Consider the following 17,024-nt stretch of genomic DNA (forward strand, 5'->3'; position numbering starts at 1 on the left):
CCCGACGATCGGTGACCGTTCGACGCACTGATGCGTTCCGACCCAGCTACGCCCCGGCGCAGGTGCGCCGGGGCGGCAGGAGACGGCGCGCGGTGCGCCGGGGCGGCGGGGACGGCGCCGGGCTCGGGCCCCGCCCGCCCGCGGCGCCCCGCGGGGTCAGCCGACCGCGACTCCGAACAGGGCGCCCAGGCCGTAGGTGACGGCCGCGGCCGCGGCGCCGAGGGCGAGCTGGCGCAGGCCGCTGAACCACCAGCTCCGGGCGGTGACCCGGGAGACGACCGCACCGCAGACGAACAGCCCCAGCAGGGCGCACAGCACCGCGGGCCACAGCATGGTGATCCCGAAGAGGTAGGGCAGCACCGGAAGCACGGCGCCCACCGCGAAGGAGAAGAAGGAGGAGACGGCGGCGACGGTCGGGGAGGGCAGGTCGCCCGGGTCGACGCCCAGCTCCTCCCGGGCGTGGATCTCCAGCGCCTGCTCCGGGTCGCGGTGCAGTTGCTCGGCGACCTTCCCGGCCAGCTCGGGGTCGACTCCGCGGGACTCGTACAGCGCGGCCAGTTCCTTGATCTCCGCGCGCGGACTGCGCCGCAGCTCGCGCCGCTCGATCTCCAGTTCGGCCTGGACGAGTTCGCGCTGCGAGGCGACGGAGGTGTACTCGCCGGCGGCCATGGAGAAGGCACCGGCCGCCAGTCCGGCGAGGCCCGCGATGACGATGGTCTGGGAGGAGGCGGCGCTGCCCGCGACGCCGGCCATCAGACCGAGGTTGGAGACCAGCCCGTCCATCGCTCCGAACACGGCGGGCCGCAGCCAGCCGCCGTTGACATCGCGGTGCGTGTGGTTGTCGCGGTGCGCGACGTGGGTCGGGTCGGTGACTCCGGCGAGGGACATGGCCGGTACGGCTCCTTCACTTCGAACAGCGGGCGCACGGCGCGCCCTCCTGTTCGAAGCGTAGGCACGAAGCGCCGTCCGCTGCCAGCAAGGAAGGCCGTACTTACCCCGTTGACCTGGGGTTTTCCTCCGGGCCCTGGTCGGCTGCCGCCCGCAGTGCCGCCGCCAGCTCGTCGCGGACCAGGTCCTCGCGGTCCAGCCGCCCGGTCCGGTAGGCGGCCCGGCCCACCATGTGCGCGGCCACCGGGGAGGTCAGCAGCTGGAAGAGGCCGACGAGCAGCAGGGTGCACAGGTCGATGAGGCTGCGCAGCCACAGTCCGGCACCGAGCAGGACCAGCAGCAGGCCGAAGGACTGCGGCTTGGTCGCGGCGTGCATCCGGGCCAGCACGTCCGGCAGCCGCACCATGCCGATCCCGGCCAGCAGGCAGAGCAGCCCGCCCGCCAGCATGCACACGGCGCCCGCCACGTCCGCCACGGCCGTCCAGCTCATCGGCGCTCCTTCCGGGTCCGGCCGCTCACGGCGTCCCCCGGTGCGGGCCGGGCTCCTCGGGGCCGCCGCCGGGTGCGGGGGCCGATGGGCCGGCCGGGGGTTCACCGGTGCCCTCGCTCTCGTCCACGTCCTCGGTTCCGGCCTCGTCCCGCAGCGCCATGAAGCGTGCGACCCCGACCGAGCCGGTGAAGCCGAGGAAGGAGAGAACCAGCAGGACGGGCAGGTAGAAGGCGTTGCCGCGGATCGCCGACTGCAGGCCGATCCCGGCCATCACGACGGCCACCAGCACATCGAGCGCGACGGCGCGGTCCAGCGTCGAGGGCCCCCGCACCAGCCGCAAGGTGACCAGCAGTCCGGCGGCCAACAGCAGCCCGGCGATCACCGAGGCGGTGATCTCGAAGACCGGGGCGTCGTGCACGGCGGCGGTCAGCACCCGGGCCGGTTCCGCCGGGAGCGCCGCGCACAGCTGCCGCACCGTCACCGCCACCGGCCGAACACCTCCTCGGCGGCCTCGGAGGCGCGGATCGCGGCGACGTCGGCGTGGGTGCCGAACGCCTCCACGACCCGGGTCTCCAGGCGGAGCGCGTCCCGCCGGGCCCGGGCCTGCTCCTCCTCGCTCTCGCCGCCGAGCACGTGCAGGTAGAGGGTTCCCGAGCGGCGGTCGACCTCCAGGACGGTGCTGCCGGGCACGGCCGTGACCGCGACGGCCGTGACGGTCAGCATCAGGTCGCCGGGGCAGCGCATCTTCACCGCCAGCACGGCGCAGCGCGGACGGCCGAAGGCGAGCATGTAGCGGTTGATCCGCCAGCTGGAGACGACCATGTCCAGCACGAACCGGACGGCGAAGCGCAGGATGCCGAGCGGGTGGGCGCGGGCCTGCTTCTCCACCGGAGGCAGCGGGAAGACGAGCACCACCAGGAGCGCGACGAGCACTCCGGTCACGATGTTGGCCGGGGTGGGGGTGCCCCACAGCAGCAGCCACAGCAGGGTGAGGCCGCACACCATGGGCCACTGGGTGGCGCGCATCCGGCTGGCTTCCGGCAGCCGCTGAGGGGCCGTCATTCCCGCATCACCGCCTCGACGTAGGGACTGCGGGCGAGCATTTCGTCCGCCGCGCGGCCGGTGAGTCCGAACAGGGGACCCGCGAGCACGGTGAAGGCGAGCCCGAACAGGACGAGGGCCGCGGTGGCTCCGGCCATGCTGGCGGGGAGCGAGCTGGTGGTGGTGATCTCCTGGCCGCCGAAGGTGGTGGTCACCCGGCGCCGCATCAGCACCGAGAGGCCGCCGGTCGGCCACCCTCCGGCGGCACCGGGCTGCCGCCGCGGCGGTCCGGCGCCGGATCCCGCACCACCGGTCGGCGCGCCGGAGCCGGCGGCGTCCCCGGCGCCCTCTTCGGGGGTGTCCTCCTCCCGGGACTCCAGCACGGTGCCGGCCGCGCACATCTCCGGTGTCGCGGCGCGCCAGAAGGCCACGTTCCACGCCTTGGTCAGCGCGTACAGCGTGAGGAGGCTGGTGACCGTTCCGCCCGCCACCAGCAGATAGGCCAGCGCCCCGCCGTCGTCCACCCCGGCCCGCAGCAGGCCGAGCTTGCCGAGGAACCCGGAGAGCGGCGGGATCCCGGCGAGGTTCAGCGCGGGGACGAAGAACAGCACGGCCAGCAGCGGGGAGAGGCGGGCGAGACCGCCGAGGCTCTGCAGGTCCGTGGTGCCGGTGCGGCGCTCGATCAGTCCGGCGACGAGGAAGAGGGTGGTCTGGACGGTGATGTGGTGGGCGACGTAGAACACCGCGCCGGAGATCCCGGCGGGGCTGCCCAGCCCGATCCCGAAGACCATGTATCCCATGTGGCTGACCAGGGTGAAGGAGAGCAGCCGTTTGAGGTCGGTCTGCGCGACCGCGCCCAGGATGCCGACGAGCAGCGAGAGCAGGGCCAGGACCATCAGGGCGTCGCCGATGCCGTCGCCGGGGAAGAGCAGCGTGCGGGTGCGCAGTATGGCGTAGATGCCGACCTTGGTGAGCAGTCCCGCGAACACGGCGGTGACCGGCGCCGGGGCGGTGGGATAGGAGTCGGGCAGCCACGCGGCCAGCGGGAAGACGGCCGCCTTGATGGCGAACACGACCAGCAGCGCGATCTGCAGGATCATGGCCACGCTCTCGGGCAGGGCGTCCAGCCGGGAGGGCAGTTGGGCCATGGTGACGGTGCCCGCCGCCGCGTACACCATGGCGACGGCGGCCAGGAACAGCATGGAGGACAGCAGCGAGACGATCGCGTACGTGGCGCCGGCGCGGATGCGCGCCAGGGTGCCGCCGATCGTCATCAGCACATAGCTGGCCGTCAGCATCAGCTCGAAGCCGACGTAGAGGTTGAACAGGTCCCCGGCCAGGAAGGTGTCCGAGACCCCGGCCACCAGCACCAGGTAGGAGGGGTGGAAGACGGACAGCGGGGTCGCCTCGTCGTTGTCGGCCAGGCCCTGGCCCACGGAGTAGACCAGGACGGCCAGCGTCACCGACGAGGAGATCACCAGCATCAGCGCCGCGAGCCGGTCGGCGACCAGCACGATCCCGACCGGCGGCGCCCAGCCGCCCGCGAACATCACCTGCGGACCGTGCCGGTCGGCGGCCACCAGCAGCAGCAGTGCGACGACGAGGACGGCGAGCAGCACGGCGGCGCTGATGAACCGCTGCACCCGCTCCAGCCGGGCTCCGATGGCCAGCTTCAGCCCGGCCGCGCACAGCGGCAGGATGACCGGCAGCGGCACCAGCAGTCCGGCGGCGGCCGCCCCGCCGACCGGTCCGGCTCCCCCGCTCACCGTGCGCCCCCGCTCCCGGCGCGGCCCCCGCCGGGTGCGGGGCGCGGACCGGACGCGGGACCCGGTCCTGGAGCGGGGCGCCGCCCCACCGGGTGCGGGCCGCTCACCGGTCGGCTCCCAGGATGGTCTGCCACGGGTCGTCCTCCCCTACGATCTCGTCCGCCGTCTCCTCCGCGCGCGCCTGCCGGACGCGGAAGGCGCGCGCGTCGGCGCGGGCGCGCCGGCGCAGTTCCCGGTAGCGGTCGCGGGCGGTGCCCAGCCGCTCGTAGGCGCTGTGCTCCCGCGCCTCGCGCTCCTCCTCGCTGCGGGCCAGCGCCCGGTACTCCAGGCGCCGCTTGTGGTAGGCGGCGCGCAGCCGTTCGCGTTCCTCCGCGTAGGTGGCGCGGCGCACGATGCGGATGTCCTCGGTGTCGTCGGGGACGTCGTCGTTGCCGGAGTGCTGCCAGGCGCGGTAGGCCATCGTCGCCAGGAACGCGGTCAGCGCGAGGGTGATGACGATGGCGGTCAGGATGAACGCCTGGGGCAGCGGGTCGGACATGGTCCGCGGCGAGGTGCCCGGGTAGAGCAGCGCGGCGTCGCCGTCCGGTCCGGAGGTGGCCAGCACCAGCAGGTTGATGCCGTTGCCGATGAGGACCGCGCCCAGCACGATGCGGGTCAGCGGCCGGGCCAGCAGCAGGGCCGTACCGCAGGCGAACAGCACGCCGCCGCAGCCCACCAGGGCGATCGACCCGGTCGTCATGGGCGGCCCTCCCCGCCACCGGCCGGGCCGGTGGCGCGCTCGCGCTCCAGGCGGCGGTCGATCTCCGAGCCCAGGCTGCGCAGCACGTCCAGGACGACGCCGAGGACCAGCACGTAGACCCCGGTGTCGAAGAGCACCGGGCTCGCCGCATGGAAGGGGCCGACCAGCCAGAAGTCGCCGGTCACCTTGCCGGAGGCCAGCACGCTGCCGCCCAGCCACAGGCCCGCCAGGCCGGTGCCGGTGATGATCAGCAGTCCGAGGCCGAGCAGGAAGCCCGCGTCCACGGGGGCGGCGGCGGCCAGTTCCAGGCGGCCCCCGGCCAGGTAGCGCACGGCCAGCGCGAGACCGGCCACCAGCCCTGCGGTGAAGCCGCCGCCGGGCTGGTTCTCGGCGGAGAAGAGCAGGTAGAGGGAGAGCACCACGATGGGGTGGAAGACCAGCCGGGCCATCACCTCGAACATCACCGAGCGGCCTTCGGGCGCGAGCGTGGAGCTGGCCGCCAGCCAGGTGCGGCGGGGCGCGACGGGCGAGCCGCGGTGCGGCCGGGCACCGGGGCGGCCGGGCAGCTTCCAGGCGTCCCGGCGCCCGGCGCGCGCTCCGGTCTCCCCGCCGGTGCCGGGCGCCTCCGCCGAGCGGTCCAGGGCGATGCTCGCGGAGCCGGGGACGGCCCCGGTGGGCGCTCCGGGTCCGGCGACGGGCGCGGTCGGCGGCGGGCCGCCGGTCTCCTCGGTGCCCGGTACGGGCTGTGCGACGGGCACCCGGACGCGGCGGCGCAGATAGACGAGGCTGGTGACGCCGACGGCGGCGGCGGCCAGTACGGCCGACTCGCCCATGGTGTCCCAGGCACGCAGGTCCACCAGGGTGGTGGCCACCACGTTGCGGACGCCTTCGTGGGCCGTCGCCGAGAACAGTCCGGGTCCGGAGGGCGGGCCGGTGCGTGCCGCGAGGCAGAGGTGCAGCAGTGCGGCGAGGAGTCCCCCGGCGGCGACGGAGAGGACGAGTTGCACGCCCCGGCGGGTGCGCCATCTGCGGCTGCCGTCGGGGAAGCGGGCGGGCAGTCTGCGCAGGACGAGGACGAAGACGGTCAGCGAGACCGTCTCGACGGCGAACTGGGTCAGCGCCAGGTCGGGCGCGCCGTGCAGCACGTAGAGGAGTCCGGCGCCGTAGCCGGTGACCCCGGCCAGGACGGCCGCCTTCATCCGCTGCCGGGCCAGGACGCACAGCACCGCGACCCCGGCGACGCCGATCGCGACGACGAGCTGCGGGACCGAGTCGTACCAGCGCAGCGTGTCCGCGTCGGGCCAGGGCGCGCCCGCCACCAGCCGCGCGGTCTGGAAGCCGAACAGGACGACCAGGGCGGTGCCGAGGTAGACGGGCAGCGAGCCGCGCTGCACGGCTCCGGTGACCTGGAGGGAGAGCCGTTCCAGGCCCCACAGGGAACGGGCGAACACCTGGTCGCCGTCGACCAGCGAGAGCCGGCCGCCCAGTGCGGCCAGCGGCCGGCCGGCCAGGAAGAGCGCCGCACCCAGCACCCAGGAGACCGCCGAGAGGCCCAGCGCGGGGCCCCAGCCGTGCCAGAGGGCGAGGTGGTAGGGGGCGGCGCCGCTGGGGAAGGTGTCGGCGTACCGGGCCAGCAGCGGGTCGAGCCACTGGGAGCCGGGGCCGAGCAGGAGCCCGGCCAGCGCGCACAGCAGGGGCGGGCCCAGCAGCAGCGGCGCCACGCGGGTGCCGGGCGCCACGGTGACGGGTGCCAGCGGCGGGGCGCCGCTCTTGCGCGCGAAGGCGCCCCACAGGAAGCGCAGCGTGTAGGCGGTGGTGAGTGCGGAGCCCAGGAGGACGGCCGCCAGGGCCCATGCCTCGCCGGGCCCGGCCGCCAGCAGTGCCGAGACGGCCGCTTCCTTGCCGACGAACCCGAGGAGCGGCGGCAGCCCCGCCATCGAGAGCCCGGCGAGCGCCGCGACGGCGGCCAGTGCGGGCAGCGCGCGGCCGACCCCGGAGAGCCTGGTGAGGTCGCGGGTGCCGGTGAGGTGGTCGATGGCGCCGACGGTGAGGAAGAGCGGTGCCTTGAACAGGGCGTGCGCCAGGATCACGTCGGCGCCCGCCAGCGCGGCGTCCCGGGTGCCGTCGCCGACCAGGACGGTGAGGAAGCCGAGCTGGCTGACGGTGCCGAAGGCCAGCAGCAGCTTCAGGTCCGTCTCCCGCAGCGCCCGCCAGCCGCCGAGCAGCATGGTCGCACTGCCGAGCACGAGCACCATGGGCCGCCAGGGCGGCACGTCGGCGAACCCGGGGGCGAGCCGCGCGATGAGATAGACACCGGCCTTGACCATGGCGGCGGCGTGCAGATACGCGGAGACGGGGGTGGCCGCGGCCATCGCTCCGGGCAGCCAGAAGCTGAACGGCCAGACGGCGGACTTGGACAGCGCTCCCACCAGCACCAGCACCAGGCCGCCCGCGACCAGTGCTCCGCCCGCGGGCGGGTCGGCGAGCATGCGGGAGATCCGGTAGGTGTGCGCGGCGTGCCCCAGCATCAGGAAGCCGACCAGCATCACCAGTCCGCCCAGCGTGGTGACCAGCAGGGCCTGGAGGGCGGCGCGGCGGTTGGTGCGGTACTGGGAGCTGTGTCCGATGAGCAGGAAGGAGAAGACCGTGGTGAGTTCCCACAGCACGTACAGCACGATCAGGTCGTCGGCCAGCACCAGGCCGAGCATGGCCCCGGCGAAGGCGGTGAGTGCTCCGGCGAAGGAGCCCAGCTGCGGGGTGCCGGGCGCGAAGTAGGCCGCGCAGTAGAGCATCACCAGGGCGCCGATGCCCCCGGCGATCAGCACCATCACCAGGGCGAGCGCGTCACACCGCAGTGCGAGGTCGACCCCGAGCGCCGGGATCCACGAGGTGTGCTCGCTGAGCGCGCCGCCGTCCGCCACCTGGTCCCAGTGGGCCGCCGCCCACCCGGCCGCGGCGGCGGGTGCCGCCGCGAGCAGCAGGAACGCGCGCGGGCCGAGCCGCCGCACCAGCGGCGCGGCACAGCACGCGGCCACGACGTGGACGACGATCAACCACAGCACTCACCGAGAATTGCATACATAGTCGCCCAATTCGGACAGGCGGCTCGCCCCCTGCCTCGTCAAGGCCCCGGCGAGCGGGTGGGTCAGAAAGCCGGTCCGTCGGCCGTCTTCCGGGACGACCGCGAGGTCTCCGCCGCCGACCGCGCCTCCCCGGCCCCCTTCTCGGACTCCGAGGACTCCTCGGACGGCCCGTCCTCGGCAGGCTCGCCCTCCGGCGCCGCACCGGCCGCCGCGTCCCGGCCGCCGCCGTCCGCGGCCGTCCTCGCGTCCGGTTCCGCCGCGGCCTCCGCCTTCGGCTACGAGGCCGGTCCCCGCTTCCGGGCCGGCTCCTCGTCCGCCGGGTGCTCGTCGGACGACTCCGCCTCCGGGTCCGCGCCCCCGTCCGGCTCGTCCGGCTGCGGCTCGACGACCTCCTCGCGGCCGGGCCGCTTCTTCGCGGAGACGACGATGTAGAGGACGGCCAGCAGGAAGACGAGGATCGCCGTCCAGTTGTTCAGCCGCATCCCGAACACGTGGTGCGCGTCGTCGATCCGCAGGTACTCGGTCCAGAAGCGCCCCGCCGTGTAGCCGGCCACGTAGACCGCGAACGCCCGGCCGTGCCCCAGCTTGAAGCGGCGGTCCGCCCAGATCACCAGCAGGGCGACCCCGATGCACCACAGCGACTCGTACAGGAAGGTGGGGTGATAGGTCGCCAGATCGGGCGTGTCGACCGGCCGGTGCGCCGGGTCGATCTCCAGGGCCCACGGCAGATCGGTCGGCCGGCCGTACAGCTCCTGGTTGAACCAGTTGCCCCAGCGGCCCAGCGCCTGCGCCAGCACGATCCCCGGCGCCACGGCGTCCGCGTACGCGGGCAGCGGGATGCCGCGGCGGCGGCAGCCGATCCAGGCGCCGAGCGCACCCAGCGCGATGGCGCCCCAGATGCCCAGCCCGCCGTCCCAGATGCGGAAGGCGTCGACGGGGTTGCGGCCCTCGCCGAAGTAGAGCTGGTAGTCGGTGATGACGTGGTACAGCCGGCCGCCGAGGAGGCCGAAGGGAACCGCCCAGACGGCGATGTCGGCGACCGTGCCCGGCTGCCCGCCCCGAGCGACCCACCGGCGCCCGCCGAGCCAGACCGCGGCGAAGACGCCGAGGATGATGCAGAGCGCGTAGCCGCGCAGCGGGAGCGGCCCGAGGTGAATCTCACCGGCCGACGGACTGGGGATAAAGGCAAGGGTCTCCATGGCGCCCCTGACGGTACCGTGCCCGGCCGCACGCCGGACAATCAGCCGGCACAACGGCTGGATAACACCGCGGGGCCCTGCCGGACCCCGCGGGCACGGCGAGGGCCGCACCCGCGGCCGCCACCGGCCGCCGAGGGACGGGGGCTAGCTCTTCCGCTCCACCAGTTTCCGCAGCCCGTCCGGGGTCAGTGGGTCGGACTGGTCGCTGAAGACGTCCTTGCCGTTCAGCAGGACGGTGGGGGTGCCCTGGTGACCGGACTTGCGGAAGTCCTCGTCGGAGCGCTTCACCCAGTCGTCGTGCCGGCCGTCGGTCACACACGAGCGGAACTCGGGGTCGACCAGCCCCTCCACCTTGCCGGCCAGCCGGATCAGCCGTTCGGTGCTGGCGAAGGCGTCCTCCTGCTCGCGGGGCTGATTGCGGTAGAGCACATCGTGGTACGGGCCGAACTTCCCCTTGTCGCGGGCGCAGGCCACCGCGTTGGCCGCCTCGTGCGAGCCCCGGCCGCCCATGTTGCCGTCGATGAGGGTCACCAGGTGGTACTCGGTCCGGAGCCTGCCCGCCCGCTCCAGGCTCTTGATCGTGTCCCGGAAGGAGTTCTCGAACTGGGCGCACGCCGGACAGCGGAAGTCCTCGTAGACCGTGAGCCGGGCCGGTGCGCTGCGCTGCCCCACGGTGACGGGCTTCGCCGACTGCGAGCCCTGGTCGTCGCCGCCCCGGGCCGCGACGGTGATCCCGACCCCGGCGGCGACGGCCAGCACCCCGGCGACCACCGCACCCACCTTGAGCGAGCGCCACCGGCGCTCGGCTGCCCTGTCCCGCTCCCGCTCGGCCCGCAGGCGTTCGCGGGCCGAGCGCTTGCCGCCGTCATTGCTGTTCTGGCTCATCACGCCCGACCCAACGAGAGGGGCCGCTCACCGACGGACGCGCTGCGCCCTTTTTCACCCGAAAGAGCCGTTCGGCGGCGCGGGGACAGCATGCCGGCATGCCCCCGGCGGTTCCCCGGCTCCGCCCGCCTCCGGGAGGCGGGCGGACCGCCGGGCCGGGACCGGGGCCGGTGACCGGGAGCCTGCCGGGAGCCGCCTCCCGGAGCCGGAAGCCCCGGGAGGCGTGGCCTCCGGCACCGCCGCCGGAGGCGGCCCGCGCCCGGGCCCGCGCCTCAGCGCCGGACGCCCTCCGCGAGGGCCGCGGCGAGCTGCCGCACCTCGTCCAGCCCGGCCTCCGGGGTGTCGGCCTCCAGCAGCCGCTTGACGAATGCGGAGCCCACGATGACCCCGTCGGCGAACTCGGCGACCTCGGCCGCCTGCGCGGGGTTGGACACCCCGAGGCCGACACAGACGGGCAGGTCGGTGGTGGAGCGGACCCGCTCGACCAGTTCGCGGGCCTCCTCGCCCACCGATTCCCGCGTCCCGGTGACTCCCATCAGCGAGGCGGCGTAGACGAAGCCGCTGCCCGCCGCGGTGATCCGGGCGAGGCGCGCGTCCTGGCTGCTGGGCGCGACGACGAAGACCGTGCCGAGCCCGGCGTGCTCGGCCGCCTTCCGCCAGCCCTCGGACTCCTCTACCGGCAGGTCGGGCAGGATGCAGCCGGCCCCGCCCGCCGCCGCCAGCTCCTCGGCGAAACGCTCGGCGCCGTACCGGTCGACGGGGTTCCAGTACGTCATGACCAGCACCGGCTTCCCGGTCGCCGCGTGCGCCTCGTGGACCGTGCGCAGCACGTCCGCGATCCGCAGCCCGCCCTCCAGCGCGATGGTGTCCGCGGTCTGGATGACGGGCCCGTCCATCACCGGATCGCTGTGCGGCAGCCCCACCTCGACCACGTCGCAGCCGCTCTCCAGCAGCGCCGTGCAGGCGGCGATGCCGCCGTCGACGGTGGGGAAGCCGGCCGGCAGGTAGCCGACGAGCGCGGCCCGGTTCTCGGCCCGGGCCCGTGCGAGCGTCTCGTCCAGCAGCCGGACGTTGCCGCCCGCGCCGCCGGAGTTCGCGGTGGTTCCCGTCTCCTCGGTGTGCCCGCTCATGCCCGCTCCCCTTCCGCGCCGTCCAGCAGGCCGAAGTACCGCGCGGCCGTGTCCATGTCCTTGTCGCCGCGGCCCGAGAGGTTCACCAGAACGATCCCCTCGGGGCCCAGCTCCCTGCCCAGGTCCAGGGCGCCCGCCAGCGCGTGCGCGCTCTCGATGGCCGGGATGATGCCCTCGGTCTCGGAGAGCAGCCGCAGCGCCCGCATCGCCTGGTCGTCGGTGACCGGCCGGTACTCGCCCCGGCCACTGTCCTTGAGGTGGGCGTGCTCGGGGCCGATTCCCGGGTAGTCGAGCCCGGCCGAGATCGAGTAGGGCTCGGTGATCTGCCCCTCGTCGTCCTGCAGGACGTAGGAGCGCGAGCCGTGCAGGATGCCGGGCTCGCCCGCGGTCAGCGTGGCCGCGTGCTCGCCGGACTCGACACCGTGCCCCGCCGCCTCGAAGCCGACCAGCCGCACACCGGTGTCCGGCAGGAAGGCGTGGAAGAGCCCGATCGCGTTGGAGCCGCCGCCCACGCAGGCGGCGACGGCGTCCGGCAGCCGTCCGGTGCGCTCCAGCACCTGCCGCCGCGCCTCGACGCCGATCACGCGGTGGAAGTCGCGCACGATCTGCGGGAAGGGGTGCGGTCCGGCGACCGTGCCGAAGAGGTAGTGGGTCCTCTCGACGTTGGCGACCCAGTCGCGGAACGCCTCGTTGATGGCGTCCTTGAGGGTGCGGCTGCCCGAGGTGACGGGGACGACCTCGGCCCCGAGCATCCGCATCCGGGCGACGTTCAGGGCCTGCCGCTCGGTGTCGATCTCGCCCATGTAGATGGTGCATTCGAGCCCGAAGAGGGCGCATGCGGTGGCCGTGGCCACGCCGTGCTGGCCCGCGCCGGTCTCGGCGATGACCCGGGGTTTGCCCATCCGCTTGGTGAGCAGGGCCTGCCCCAGCACGTTGTTGATCTTGTGCGAGCCGGTGTGGTTGAGGTCCTCGCGCTTGAGGAGGACCCGGGCACCGCCCGCGTGCTCGGCGAACCGCTTGACCTCGGTCAGCGCGCTGGGCCGGCCGGTGTAGTCGACCAGCAGGCCGTCGAGTTCGGCGGCGAAGGCGGGGTCCGCCTTCGCCTTCTCGTACTCCGCGGCCACCTCGTCGACGGCGGCGACCAGGGCCTCGGGGATGAACTTGCCGCCGAACGCGCCGAAGTAACCGGCGGCGCTGGGGCTCTGACCCTCGGGATCGGGAATGAAGTAGTCGGACGGCATACCGAACGCTGCTCCTTGCGAGTGGGCTGATGTGACGGCTCCGGGCCCCGGCCCCTCGCCCGGGCTCCGGCCGGCAGCCGGAGGTGCGCCCGCGCGGCGGCGGGCGGGCAGGGGCGCTCCCCTCAGCGGGGTGCGTACGGGCAGGGGCGGGTCAGCGCCATCGGCGGCCGCGGATCACGCCCGGCTCGCATCCGATGTGGTACCGGACGGACCGGCCGCGCACCCGGCGCGCGGGCGCCCGGCACCCGCGCGGACGGCACCCGCGCGCCAGCGCGAGGGAGCACAGGGAGACCACAGCCGTCATCGCGTGTCAGTCCCTCCCGCCGTGGCGGAGCGCGGGGTGCGCGCCCGCGGCCACGAGGTCGGAGACCGCGGTGCGCGGATCCTTGCCCGTCACCAGCGACTCCCCCACCAGAACGGCGTCGGCGCCCTCGTTCGCGTAGGCGATCAGATCGTGCGGTCCGCGGACACCGGACTCGGCGATCCTGACGACGTGGTCGGGGATCTCGGGGGCGATCCGGGTGAAGTTGCCGCGGTCCACCTCGAGGGTCTTCAGGTTCCGCGCGTTGACGCCGACGATCTTCGCCCCGGCAGCCAGCGCCCGCTCCGCCTCGTCCTCGTCGTGCACCTCGACCAGCGGGGTGAGACCGATGGACTCGGCGCGCTCGATCAGCGAGACCAGGGCCTCCTGCTCCAGCGCGGCGACGATCAGCAGCACCAGGTCGGCGCCGTGCGCACGGGCCTCCCACAGCTGGTAGGAGGAGAAGACGAAGTCCTTGCGCAGGACGGGGATGTCGACGCGGGCCCGGACGGCCTCCAGGTCGGCGAGCGAGCCGCCGAACCGGCGGCGCTCGGTGAGGACGGAGATGACGGCGGCGCCGCCCGCCTCGTAGTCGGCGGCGAGCCCGGCCGGGTCGGCGATGGCCGCCAGCGCGCCCTTGGACGGGCTGGAGCGCTTCACCTCGCAGATCACCCGCACCCCGGCGGTGCTGTCGCCCTTGAGTGCCGCGAGCCCGTCCCTGGCCTGGGGTGCCCGGGCGACGCGCTCCTTGAGCTCCTCGAGGCTGACGCGCGCCTGCCGCTCGGCGAGGTCTTCCCGCACGCCTTCGATGATCTCGTCGAGCACACTCACCGAGCGGCCTCCTTGCTGGCTGGGTTCGGGCTGGATACGGGTCGGCACCGGGCCGGCGGCGGAAACTGCTTCCGGGGCGCTCCTCGGAGGCGGGGCAGGGGATGGTCGGGTGGGCCACTGTGATGGTATCCGCCCCGGCACGGAGGTCCCGCATCCGGTTGATCACAGTCCCATATAGCGGACAAATCACCGCCCCGGTGGCCGTGCGGACGCGGCTGCTCAGGGAGCCAGGCCGACTCCGAGGGGCGTATTCCGGACAACCGTGAAGGCGACCGCCAGCGCCCCGAGGGCCCACCAGTGCCAGGCCCGCAGCCGCACCGGGAAGGAGTAGCGGCGGCCCCGGACCGCGCCGGCGGCCCAGTGCAGCCAGCCCAGCGCGAAGGCCGCGAAGAGCAGCACGGCGAGGACGTTGGAGCCCAGCGCGGTGCCCAGGTCCCCCTGGGTGACGGCGTGCGCGCTGCGCAGCCCGCCGCAGCCGGGGCAGTACAGGCCGGCGACGGTCAGGAAGGGGCAGGCCGGATAGTGGCCGGGCTCGTTGGGGTCGACGACGGCCACAACGGCGAAGGCCGCGCCCACCGCGGCGAGACTGCCGAGGGGCACGGCCAGTCGCGGCACCGCTGCGGTGAGGCGGTGCCGCGCGGTCGCGGCGTCCTGCCGGTCGTTCAGGAGTGCGCCTTGTCGGCGACCGGCCGGTGCGCCCGGTCGTGCGCCAGCTTGTGGGCCCGCGCCTGCTCGGCCGTCAGACCGGGGGACTTCGACTGCCCCATCCCCGCCGCCCGCATGATGCCGCCGATCACAGCACCCGCCCCGATGACGACCAGCCCTGCGATCACACCGACGGGCTGCGCCAGCACCGTGAAGACGGAGGCGACGCAGAAGCCGACGAAGGCGGTGATCGAGCCGGTCCAGGCGGCCGGGGTGTGTCCGTGGCTGTGCGCCATGAATGCTCCTTGAGTCACAACATGAGGTGGGGCCACCCGGCCCGTTCACCGCCCATTCTCCCCCTTCCGCGCCCGCGCGGGGGCACGGGGGTCGCCCGTACGGGCCGCGGCGGGCCGCGCGGAGGTGCCGGGCACGGGCGCGGACGCCGCGGGGCCGCGGCTCAGGCGGTGCCGTGCGTGGGGTCCTCGCCGCGGTCCAGGGCCTTCCACAGGTCCTCGGGCCGGTCGGGATCGACGCGCCGGGTACTGCGCGCGGCGCGCTGCCGCAGCGGCGTGCGCTCGTAGCGGGCGCTGCCGGACATCGAGGGCCAGCCCGCGCCGTACCGCAGCGCCAGCAGCCCGGCGACCAGCAGCAGCGCGCCGCCCACCGCCGACACATACGGCCAGGCGCTGACATCGACGGCGCCGATGCCGCTGTCGGTCAGGCCGCTGGTCTTGGCGGCCTCGGCGGAGAGCGCGCCGGTGTCGTCGGCTCCCAGCAGCGCCGAGGCCAGCACGGCGGCGCCGCACAGCGCCAGCAGCCCGGAGACGATCCGGCGGCTGGTCCGGCGTACGGCGAAGACGGCGACGAGCGCGGCGAGGCCGACCAGCGCCAGCGCGCTGGGCAGGCCGGTGACGTCGCCGCCCTCGGCGCTGACCGGCACCTGGCCCCGGGCGAACTCGGCCGTGGACGTGCTCCAGGTCTGGCCTGCGGAGATCAGCGCGAGGGCCGCGCCCACCGCGCCGCACAGCAGGGCCACCGCCAGCGCGGTGCGGGCCGCACGGGAGCGCGACGTGCCCGGGCGCCCGGCGTCCGGGGCGGGCTCCGCTTCCGGCCGGCCGGGGTGCGGGCCCCCCTCGGTGCCGTCCGGGTCCGGCGCGGGGGTCGAAGAAGTCACGCCTCCACGCTACCCCCGAGGCGTTCGGCCGTCCGGACCGCCCTCAGCACGGCCGCGGCCTTGTTGGCGCACTCGGTGTCCTCGGCCTCGGGGTCGGAGTCGGCGACGACTCCGGCGCCCGCCTGGACATACGCGGTCCCGTCCCGCAGCAGTGCGGTGCGGATGGCGATGGCGGTGTCGGAGTCGCCCGCGAAGTCGAGATATCCGACACATCCGCCGTAGACACCGCGCCTGGTGGGCTCCAGCTCCTCGATGATCTGCAGGGCGCGCGGCTTGGGCGCCCCGGACAGCGTCCCGGCCGGGAAGCAGGAGGTGAGCGCGTCGAACGCGGTACGGTCCCGGGCCAGTTGCCCGGTGACGGTCGAGACGATGTGCATCACGTGGCTGTAGCGCTCGATCGACATGAAGTCGACCACCTCGACGCTGCCCGGTTCGCAGACCCGCCCCAGGTCGTTGCGGCCCAGGTCCACCAGCATCAGGTGCTCGGCCCGCTCCTTGGGGTCGGCCAGCAGTTCCTCGGCCAGCGCGGTGTCCTCGCCGGGGGTGGCGCCCCGCGGCCGGGTCCCGGCGATGGGGTGCATCATCGCGCGGCCGTCCTCGACCTTGACCAGCGCCTCGGGGCTGGAGCCGACGACGTCGAAGCCCTCGAAGCGCAGCAGGTACATGTACGGGCTCGGGTTGGTGGCCCGCAGCGCCCGGTAGACGTCCAGGGCGCTCGCCTCGCAGCGGGCCTCGAACCGCTGCGAGGGCACCACCTGGAACGCCTCCCCGCCGCGGATCCGCTCCTTGATGTCCTCGACCCAGCCCCGGTAGGTCGCCCCGCCCGACCGGGCCTCGACGGGCGGGAGTTCGGAGGCGGGCAGCGCCACCGGGTCGACGGGGGCGGGGCGCGCGAGATCGGCGGCCATCGCGTCCAGCCGCCGCACGGCGTCCGCGTGCGCCTCGTCGACACCGGTGTCCAGGTCGTTGTGGTTGATCGCGTTGGCGATCAGCAGCACCGTGCCGTCGCGGTGGTCGAGGACGGCCAGGTCGGAGGTGAGCAGCATCGTCAGCTCCGGCAGCCCGAGGTCGTCCGCGGTGCCGGGGTGGTGGCCGACCTTCTCCAGCCGCTGGACGATGTCGTAGCCGAGGTAGCCGACCATGCCGCCGGTGAACGGCGGCAGCTCGCCGCCCCGGTGCAGGTCGCGCGGGGTGTGCAGGGCCTCGACGGTCTCGCGGAGGGCGACGAGCGGGTCGCCGTCGGTGGGGACGCCGACCGGTGGGGTGCCCTGCCAGTGCGCCTCGCCGTCGCGCACGGTCAGCGCCGCGTGGCTGCGCACCCCGACGAAGGAGTACCGCGACCAGGTGCGGCCGTTCTCCGCGGACTCCAGCAGGAAGGTGCCGGGGCGTTCCGCGGCGAGCTTGCGGTACAGGGCGATGGGGGTGTCGCCGTCCGCCAGCAGGCGGCGGGTCACCGGGATGACCCGCCGGTTCTCGGCGAGCGTCCGGAAGGTTGCGAGGTCAGGCGCCGTCATGGCGCCTCACCCTACTGGTCCGGCGGCGGCACGGCGTCCAGGTCACCGGACGTGGGACGGCCCGGCGCCGGCGCCACCCGTCGTGCGACGGCGGGCC

17 protein-coding genes are annotated in these 17,024 nt (G+C 74.6%); all 17 read right to left on the reverse strand.

Annotated elements, in window-relative coordinates; translation table 11 throughout:
• Positions 1-156: 156 nt before the first annotated feature.
• The 17 genes from A949_RS0123640 to A949_RS0123715 all read right to left on the reverse strand — a co-directional run bounded on the left by A949_RS0123640 (position 157) and on the right by A949_RS0123715 (position 16,927).
• Positions 157-888 (reverse strand): VIT1/CCC1 transporter family protein, encoded by a 732-nt coding sequence (locus A949_RS0123640; RefSeq protein WP_019358519.1) that lies wholly within the window; start codon positions 886-888, stop codon positions 157-159.
• A gap of 103 nt (positions 889-991) precedes the next feature.
• A complete protein-coding gene (mnhG, locus tag A949_RS0123645; protein ID WP_019358520.1) occupies positions 992-1,378 on the reverse strand; it encodes a monovalent cation/H(+) antiporter subunit G in 387 nt (128 codons plus the stop codon).
• A gap of 25 nt (positions 1,379-1,403) precedes the next feature.
• Positions 1,404-1,865 (reverse strand): monovalent cation/H+ antiporter complex subunit F, encoded by a 462-nt coding sequence (locus A949_RS35685; protein ID WP_019358521.1) that lies wholly within the window; start codon positions 1,863-1,865, stop codon positions 1,404-1,406.
• A complete protein-coding gene (locus tag A949_RS0123655; protein ID WP_037707294.1) occupies positions 1,856-2,440 on the reverse strand; it encodes a Na+/H+ antiporter subunit E in 585 nt (194 codons plus the stop codon). Before A949_RS0123655 ends, A949_RS35685 begins: the two co-directional genes overlap by 10 nt.
• Positions 2,437-4,185: a Na+/H+ antiporter subunit D gene (locus A949_RS0123660; protein ID WP_019358523.1), complete on the reverse strand. Its 1,749-nt coding sequence runs from the start codon at positions 4,183-4,185 to the stop codon at positions 2,437-2,439. Before A949_RS0123660 ends, A949_RS0123655 begins: the two co-directional genes overlap by 4 nt.
• A gap of 103 nt (positions 4,186-4,288) precedes the next feature.
• The gene (locus A949_RS0123665) at positions 4,289-4,924 is read right to left on the reverse strand and encodes a Na(+)/H(+) antiporter subunit C (protein WP_019358524.1); all 636 of its coding nucleotides are present in this window, start codon (positions 4,922-4,924) and stop codon (positions 4,289-4,291) included.
• Positions 4,921-7,986: a Na+/H+ antiporter subunit A gene (locus tag A949_RS0123670; protein ID WP_051019595.1), complete on the reverse strand. Its 3,066-nt coding sequence runs from the start codon at positions 7,984-7,986 to the stop codon at positions 4,921-4,923. Before A949_RS0123670 ends, A949_RS0123665 begins: the two co-directional genes overlap by 4 nt.
• 296 nt (positions 7,987-8,282) lie before the next feature.
• On the reverse strand, positions 8,283-9,206 hold the full coding sequence (gene lgt / locus A949_RS0123675) for a prolipoprotein diacylglyceryl transferase (protein WP_019358526.1): 924 nt from the start codon (positions 9,204-9,206) through the stop codon (positions 8,283-8,285).
• 144 nt (positions 9,207-9,350) lie between these two features.
• The gene (locus tag A949_RS0123680; protein WP_019358527.1) at positions 9,351-10,091 is read right to left on the reverse strand and encodes a DsbA family protein; all 741 of its coding nucleotides are present in this window, start codon (positions 10,089-10,091) and stop codon (positions 9,351-9,353) included.
• 272 nt (positions 10,092-10,363) lie between these two features.
• Positions 10,364-11,221 carry a tryptophan synthase subunit alpha gene (gene trpA / locus A949_RS0123685; RefSeq protein WP_019358528.1) on the reverse strand — a complete coding sequence of 286 codons (858 nt, stop codon included), beginning with the start codon at positions 11,219-11,221 and terminating at the stop codon, positions 10,364-10,366.
• Positions 11,218-12,462: a tryptophan synthase subunit beta gene (trpB, locus tag A949_RS0123690; RefSeq protein WP_019358529.1), complete on the reverse strand. Its 1,245-nt coding sequence runs from the start codon at positions 12,460-12,462 to the stop codon at positions 11,218-11,220. The genes trpA and trpB overlap by 4 nt, the downstream gene beginning before the upstream one ends.
• A gap of 151 nt (positions 12,463-12,613) precedes the next feature.
• Positions 12,614-12,766, reverse strand: a complete 153-nt coding sequence (trpM, locus tag A949_RS39780) for a tryptophan biosynthesis modulator TrpM (RefSeq protein WP_372446494.1) — start codon at positions 12,764-12,766, stop codon at positions 12,614-12,616.
• 6 nt (positions 12,767-12,772) lie between these two features.
• Entirely contained in the window at positions 12,773-13,594 is an 822-nt protein-coding gene (trpC, locus tag A949_RS0123695; protein ID WP_019358530.1) for an indole-3-glycerol phosphate synthase TrpC, read from the reverse strand.
• Positions 13,595-13,813: 219 nt separating this feature from the next.
• Positions 13,814-14,194, reverse strand: a complete 381-nt coding sequence (locus A949_RS0123700; RefSeq protein WP_337463564.1) for a DUF2752 domain-containing protein — start codon at positions 14,192-14,194, stop codon at positions 13,814-13,816.
• A gap of 62 nt (positions 14,195-14,256) precedes the next feature.
• Positions 14,257-14,535 (reverse strand): HGxxPAAW family protein, encoded by a 279-nt coding sequence (locus tag A949_RS34310; RefSeq protein WP_019358532.1) that lies wholly within the window; start codon positions 14,533-14,535, stop codon positions 14,257-14,259.
• A 161-nt stretch (positions 14,536-14,696) separates the two neighbouring features.
• Positions 14,697-15,413 carry a TIGR02234 family membrane protein gene (locus A949_RS0123710; protein WP_019358533.1) on the reverse strand — a complete coding sequence of 239 codons (717 nt, stop codon included), beginning with the start codon at positions 15,411-15,413 and terminating at the stop codon, positions 14,697-14,699.
• Positions 15,410-16,927: an anthranilate synthase component I gene (locus A949_RS0123715; protein ID WP_019358534.1), complete on the reverse strand. Its 1,518-nt coding sequence runs from the start codon at positions 16,925-16,927 to the stop codon at positions 15,410-15,412. Before A949_RS0123715 ends, A949_RS0123710 begins: the two co-directional genes overlap by 4 nt.
• Between the last annotated feature and the right edge of the window lie 97 nt (positions 16,928-17,024).

Origin of the sequence: Streptomyces sp. AA1529, from assembly GCF_000280905.1 — a bacterium.
Taxonomy (GTDB): domain Bacteria; phylum Actinomycetota; class Actinomycetes; order Streptomycetales; family Streptomycetaceae; genus Streptomyces.

Coding starts and splice junctions, on each gene's coding strand:
- A949_RS0123640 (WP_019358519.1), bottom strand. CDS start 888: ATGTCCCTCGCCGGAGTCACCGACCCGACCCACGTCGCGCACCGCGAC.
- mnhG (WP_019358520.1), bottom strand. CDS start 1,378: ATGAGCTGGACGGCCGTGGCGGACGTGGCGGGCGCCGTGTGCATGCTG.
- A949_RS0123655 (WP_037707294.1), bottom strand. CDS start 2,440: ATGACGGCCCCTCAGCGGCTGCCGGAAGCCAGCCGGATGCGCGCCACC.
- A949_RS0123665 (WP_019358524.1), bottom strand. CDS start 4,924: ATGACGACCGGGTCGATCGCCCTGGTGGGCTGCGGCGGCGTGCTGTTC.
- lgt (WP_019358526.1), bottom strand. CDS start 9,206: ATGGAGACCCTTGCCTTTATCCCCAGTCCGTCGGCCGGTGAGATTCAC.
- A949_RS0123680 (WP_019358527.1), bottom strand. CDS start 10,091: ATGAGCCAGAACAGCAATGACGGCGGCAAGCGCTCGGCCCGCGAACGC.
- trpA (WP_019358528.1), bottom strand. CDS start 11,221: ATGAGCGGGCACACCGAGGAGACGGGAACCACCGCGAACTCCGGCGGC.
- trpB (WP_019358529.1), bottom strand. CDS start 12,462: ATGCCGTCCGACTACTTCATTCCCGATCCCGAGGGTCAGAGCCCCAGC.
- trpM (WP_372446494.1), bottom strand. CDS start 12,766: ATGACGGCTGTGGTCTCCCTGTGCTCCCTCGCGCTGGCGCGCGGGTGC.
- A949_RS34310 (WP_019358532.1), bottom strand. CDS start 14,535: ATGGCGCACAGCCACGGACACACCCCGGCCGCCTGGACCGGCTCGATC.
- A949_RS0123715 (WP_019358534.1), bottom strand. CDS start 16,927: ATGACGGCGCCTGACCTCGCAACCTTCCGGACGCTCGCCGAGAACCGG.